The organism is Nocardioides sp. (genome assembly GCF_036374615.1).
Taxonomy (GTDB): domain Bacteria; phylum Actinomycetota; class Actinomycetes; order Propionibacteriales; family Nocardioidaceae; genus Nocardioides.
Map to the genome: position 1 here is coordinate 1 of NZ_DASUTK010000047.1, position 5490 is coordinate 5490.

Genomic DNA, 5490 nt, shown 5'->3' on the forward strand with positions numbered 1-5490 from the left:
CTGCTGACGATCCTGTACTTCGGGATGGCAGCAGCTGGGCACGGGGACCACGGCGACGAGCACGAGGAGCGCCCGACCGAGCAGCCCGACCGGCGGCAGGCGGAGTCGGAGTCCGTGACCGAGACCGCCGCCGACGACAAGTCGGAACCCGCACTTGCGCGCTGAGGCGCGCGCCACGAGGTAACCCAGGCGTCGCTCCGGCGCCGACCCGAGAGAAGCACAACGAAAGGCAGATCAATGGCAGTAAGCGATGAGGCAGTCACCCTCGCCGGTGCTTTCGTCGGCGGCGGCGTCGCCCTGGCCGGCGGTGCGATCGGTACCGGTATCGGTGACGGACTCGCCGGTGCGTCGTACATCCAGGGTGTGGCTCGTCAGCCGGAGGCCCAGGGTCGCCTGCAGACGATCTTCTTCCTGACGGTCGGTCTCTGTGAAGCCGTGTTCTTCATCAACCTCGCCTTCATGGCGATGTTCGTGTTCGTCCTCGGCTGAACCAGACCGCTAGCACGTCCCGAGCAAAGGACCCGACATGTCAAGCGTCACGAGCCTGCTCCTCCCGTTGGCCACCACGGCCGCGGAGGAAGAGGGCGGTAGCAACTTCCTCGTCCCGAACGCCACGTTCCTGATCGAGCTGCTCGCCTTCGGGATCATCCTGGCCATCCTGGGCAAGTTCGTCATCCCGCCGATCAACCGGGCGATGACGGCCCGGCAGGACGCGATCCGCAAGCAGTTCAACGACCTCGAGAGCGCCAAGAGCGACGCCGAGAAGGCTGAGCACGAGTTCAAGGCGCAGATCGCGGACGCACGCCACGAAGCGGCCAGGATCCGCGAGGAGGCACGCGAGCAGGGCGCGGCGATCGTCGCCGAGATGCGCGAGCAGGCCCAGGCAGAGGCGAGCCGGATCGTCGAGCACGCGCAGGCGCAGATCGCGGCCGAGCGGCAGCAGGCCGTGGCCACCCTCCGGGCGGAGGTGGGGTCGCTGGCCACCACGCTGGCGGGCCGGATCGTCGGTGAGAGCCTCGAGGACGACGACCGCAGCAACCGCGTCGTCGACCGGTTCCTCGCCGACCTCGAGACGCTCGAGACCTCCCAGACCGCTGGGCAGAGCGGGGCGCAGTAATGGCGGCTGCGATGTTGCGAGGCGCCTCGGCCGAGGCGATGGCCGACCTGAGGGACCAGCTCGGGTCGCCGTCTCCGCTCGCCGACGCCGCGATCATCGGTGACGAGCTGTTCTCGGTCTCGAGCCTGCTCCGGTCCGACGCCGCGCTGCGCCGGGTCGCGACCGACGCGTCGCTGCCGGCGGAGGGAAGGCAGGGCCTCGCCCGGCAGATCTTCGAGGGCAAGGTCGGGGCTGCCACGCTCGCGATCGTGGAGAGCGCGTTCGGGCACCGGTGGACCTCCCAGCGCGACCTGCCCGACGTGCTGGAGCGGTTGAGCGAGGTGGCGATCGCGAAGTCGACCGGGGCCAAGGCCGACCGGCTCGCGGACGAGCTGTTCGGCATCGGCCAGCTGCTCACGACCAACCCGGAGCTGCGTGACGCACTCGCCAACCCGGGCCGCAGCATCGAGGACCGGATCGGCCTGGTCGACACGGTGCTGGGCGACAAGGTGCTGCCGGCGACGGTGACCCTCACCAAGCAGGCGCTGGCCGGCACCTACGGCACCCTCAGCGCGGCGCTGGAGGTCTACCGGGCGGTCGTCTCCAACACCGCAGGCGAGGGCGTGGCCACCGTCCGGGTGGCGCGACCGCTCTCCGACGACGAGCGCACCCGGCTGCAGCAGGCGCTCTCGCGGCAGTACGGCCGCGAGATCCACGTCAACGAGGTGGTCGATCCTGACGTGATCGGCGGGATCCGGGTCGAGATCGGTGACGACGTCATCGACGGCACCGTGGTCGGCCGGCTCGACGACGCCCGACGCCGGCTCGCCAGCTGACAGAGCAGCACACACAGACACAGACGAACCCAGGAACCAAGGGAAGAGGCAGGGACATGACGGAGCTTTCGATTCGTCCGGAGGAGATCCGCGACGCGCTCCAGAAGTACGTCGAGGACTACCAGCCCTCGGCTGCGAGCAAGGAAGAGGTCGGCACCGTCGCCCAGGCCGGCGACGGCATCGCCCGCGTCAGCGGTCTGCCGTCGGCGATGGCCAACGAGCTCCTGGAGTTCGAGGACGGCACGCTCGGCATCGCCCTGAACCTCGACACCCGCGAGATCGGTGTCGTCGTCCTGGGTGACTTCGACAAGATCGAGGAGGGCCAGTCGGTGCGCCGCACCGGCGAGATCCTGTCGGTGCCCGTGGGCGACGCCTTCATGGGTCGCGTGATCGACCCGCTCGGCACCCCGATCGACGGCCTGGGTGAGATCGCGTCGGAGGGGCGACGGGCGCTGGAGATCCAGGCGCCCGGCGTGATGGTGCGCAAGTCGGTGCACGAGCCGCTGGCCACGGGCATCAAGGCGATCGACTCGATGACCCCGATCGGTCGCGGTCAGCGGCAGCTGATCATCGGTGACCGCTCGACCGGCAAGACGACGATCGCGATCGACACGATCATCAACCAGAAGCAGAACTGGGACTCCGGTGATCCCGAGAAGCAGGTGCGCTGCATCTACGTCGCGATCGGCCAGAAGGGGTCGACCATCGCCTCGGTGCGCGGCGCCCTCGAGGAGGCCGGCGCGCTCGAGTACACCACCATCGTGGCGTCCCCTGCGTCCGACAGCGCCGGGTTCAAGTACCTCGCCCCCTACACCGGCTCGGCCATCGGCCAGCACTGGATGTACGACGGCAAGCACGTGCTGATCGTCTTCGACGACCTCACCAAGCAGGCCGAGGCCTACCGCGCCGTGTCCCTGCTGCTGCGCCGCCCGCCGGGCCGCGAGGCGTACCCGGGCGACGTGTTCTACCTGCACAGCCGGCTGCTCGAGCGCTGCGCGAAGCTGTCAGACAGCATGGGCGCGGGTTCGATGACCGGCCTTCCCATCATCGAGACCAAGGCGAACGACGTGTCGGCCTACATCCCGACCAACGTCATCTCGATCACCGACGGGCAGATCTTCCTGCAGTCCGACCTGTTCGCGTCCAACCAGCGGCCCGCCATCGACGTCGGCATCTCCGTCTCCCGCGTGGGTGGCTCGGCGATGACCAAGGCGATGAAGGCGGTCACCGGTTCGCTCAAGGTCGACCTGGCGCAGTTCCGCGCGATGGAGGCGTTCGCGATGTTCGCCTCCGACCTCGACGCGGCGTCGCGGCAGCAGCTCGACCGCGGCTCGCGGCTGATGGCGCTCCTCAAGCAGCCGGCGTACTCGCCGTACCCGCTGGAGGAGATGGTCGTGTCGCTGTGGACCGGCACCACCGGTCGCCTCGACCGCGTGCCGACCGAGGACGTGCTCCGCTTCGAGAGTGAGTTCATCGACTACGTGAAGCGCTCGCACAGCGGCATCCTCGACGGGGTCCGGGAGACCGGGAACTTCGACGACGACGCCCAGTCCGAGCTCGAGTCCGCCTACGAGTCCTTCCTCGACCAGTTCGAGACGTCCGAGGGCGGCTCGATCAAGGTCGGCACCGAGGCACCCGCCGAGGTGCTGGAGGACGAGGACCAGGAGCAGATCGTCAAGCAGAAGCGAGGCTGAGGTAGCTCATGGCCGTATCGCTGCGCGAGTACCGCGCGCGGATCAAGTCGACGGAGTCGATGAAGAAGATCACGCGCGCCATGGAGCTCATCGCCGCGTCCCGCATCATCAAGGCGCAGCAACGGGCGCAGGCGGCTGCGCCGTACGCGCGCGAGCTGACCCGGGCGGTGTCGGCGTTGGCGACCTACTCCAACGTCGACCACCCGATGACGACCGAGCCGGAGGACCCGAAGCGGGCGGCGGTGCTGATCATCACCAGCGACCGCGGCCTGGCCGGCGCCTACTCCTCGAGCGTCATCAAGGAGGCCGAGCGGCTCGTCGCCACCCTCACCGAGGAGGGCAAGGAGGTCGCGACCTACATCTGCGGCCGCAAGGGCGAGGCCTACTTCCGGTTCCACAACCGGCCGGTGGTGGAGTCGTGGAGCGGCTTCTCCGACCAGCCGTCGTACGACGCCGCGGCCCAGGTCGGCAACGCGCTGATCGACGCCTTCATGGCCGAGGAGGGCGATGCCAGCTCCGAGGTGCAGAGCGTCGACGAGGTCCACCTGGTCTACACCCGCTTCCGCTCGATGCTCGTGCAGGAGCCGACCGCGGTGCGGCTGCTCCCGCTCGAGGTGGTCGAGGGCGAGGCGGCGCCGGCCTCGGACGAGGTACTGCCGCTGTACGAGTTCGAGCCGTCCGCGGAGGTCGTGCTCGAGTCGTTGCTGCCGCGCTACGTCCAGAGCCGGATCTTCTTCGCTTTCCTGCAGGCCGCGGCTTCCGAGCTCGCCGCCCGCCAGAAGGCCATGAAGTCGGCGACGGACAACGCCGAGGAGCTCATCAAGAAGTACACACGGATCGCCAACCAGGCTCGCCAGGCTGGCATCACCCAGGAAATCAGCGAGATCGTCGGGGGCGTCAACGCGCTGGCCGACGCCAACGCCGCCAGCGAGTGACCCGCACATCGGAGTGAGTGAGAGACATGACTGCCACTGTTGAAGAGAAGAAGACCGGCTCGGGCGCCGGGTCCGGCGGCCGCATCGCGCGCGTCATCGGCCCCGTGGTCGACGTCGAGTTCCCCGTGGACTCGATGCCCGAGATCTACAACAAGCTCGAGTGTGAGCTGACCCTGGGCGGCGAGACCAGGATCCTCTCGCTGGAGGTGGCGCAGCACATCGGCGACGGCATGGTCCGCGCCATCTCGCTGCAGCCCACCGACGGCCTGGTCCGCGGCGCGCAGGTGACCGACACCGGCGAGGCGATCTCAGTCCCCGTCGGCGACGTGACCAAGGGCCGCGTCTTCAACACGCTCGGCGAGTGCCTCAACCTCGAGGAGGGGGAGACGCTCGACGTGAAGGAACGGTGGGGCATCCACCGCAAGGCACCGGCTTTCGACCAGCTCGAGTCGAAGACCGCGATGTTCGAGACCGGCATCAAGGTGATCGACCTGCTCACGCCGTACGTGCAGGGCGGGAAGATCGGCCTGTTCGGCGGCGCGGGTGTGGGCAAGACCGTGCTGCTCCAGGAGATGATCGCGCGCGTCGCGAAGGACCACGGCGGTGTGTCGGTGTTCGCCGGCGTCGGCGAGCGGACCCGTGAGGGCAACGACCTGATCGTGGAGATGGAGGAGGCCGGCGTCATCGGCCAGACCGCCCTCGTGTTCGGTCAGATGGACGAGCCGCCGGGCACCCGGCTGCGGGTCGCGCTGTCCGCGCTCACCATGGCGGAGTACTTCCGCGACGTCCAGAAGCAGGACGTGCTGCTGTTCATCGACAACATCTTCCGGTTCACCCAGGCCGGCTCGGAGGTGTCGACCCTGCTGGGCCGGATGCCGTCCGCGGTGGGCTACCAGCCCAACCTGGCCGACGAGATGGGCGTGCTGCAG

5 protein-coding genes and 1 pseudogene are annotated in these 5490 nt (G+C 68.8%); all 6 read left to right on the forward strand.

Annotated features, from left to right (window positions below; translation table 11 throughout):
* The first annotated feature begins 237 nt into the window (after positions 1-237).
* Positions 238-489, forward strand: a complete 252-nt coding sequence (locus VFZ39_RS03900) for a F0F1 ATP synthase subunit C (RefSeq protein ID WP_330864412.1) — start codon at positions 238-240, stop codon at positions 487-489.
* A 37-nt stretch (positions 490-526) separates the two neighbouring features.
* Complete coding sequence (locus VFZ39_RS03905) at positions 527-1117, forward strand: F0F1 ATP synthase subunit B (protein WP_330864413.1); 591 nt, start codon at positions 527-529, stop codon at positions 1115-1117.
* 11 nt (positions 1118-1128) lie between these two features.
* Positions 1129-1932: a F0F1 ATP synthase subunit delta gene (locus VFZ39_RS03910; protein ID WP_330864415.1), complete on the forward strand. Its 804-nt coding sequence runs from the start codon at positions 1129-1131 to the stop codon at positions 1930-1932.
* A gap of 56 nt (positions 1933-1988) precedes the next feature.
* Positions 1989-3626 carry a F0F1 ATP synthase subunit alpha gene (gene atpA / locus VFZ39_RS03915; protein ID WP_330864416.1) on the forward strand — a complete coding sequence of 546 codons (1638 nt, stop codon included), beginning with the start codon at positions 1989-1991 and terminating at the stop codon, positions 3624-3626.
* An 8-nt stretch (positions 3627-3634) separates the two neighbouring features.
* Positions 3635-4561: a F0F1 ATP synthase subunit gamma gene (locus VFZ39_RS03920; RefSeq protein WP_330864417.1), complete on the forward strand. Its 927-nt coding sequence runs from the start codon at positions 3635-3637 to the stop codon at positions 4559-4561.
* Positions 4562-4587: 26 nt separating this feature from the next.
* Positions 4588-5490: pseudogene (locus tag VFZ39_RS03925) on the forward strand (F0F1 ATP synthase subunit beta); the annotation flags it as partial.

Bases quoted from the DNA above. Each gene is read 5' to 3' on its own strand.
- VFZ39_RS03920 (WP_330864417.1), top strand. From the start codon at position 3,635: ATGGCCGTATCGCTGCGCGAGTACCGCGCGCGGATCAAGTCGACGGAG.
- atpA (WP_330864416.1), top strand. From the start codon at position 1,989: ATGACGGAGCTTTCGATTCGTCCGGAGGAGATCCGCGACGCGCTCCAG.
- VFZ39_RS03905 (WP_330864413.1), top strand. From the start codon at position 527: ATGTCAAGCGTCACGAGCCTGCTCCTCCCGTTGGCCACCACGGCCGCG.
- VFZ39_RS03910 (WP_330864415.1), top strand. From the start codon at position 1,129: ATGTTGCGAGGCGCCTCGGCCGAGGCGATGGCCGACCTGAGGGACCAG.
- VFZ39_RS03900 (WP_330864412.1), top strand. From the start codon at position 238: ATGGCAGTAAGCGATGAGGCAGTCACCCTCGCCGGTGCTTTCGTCGGC.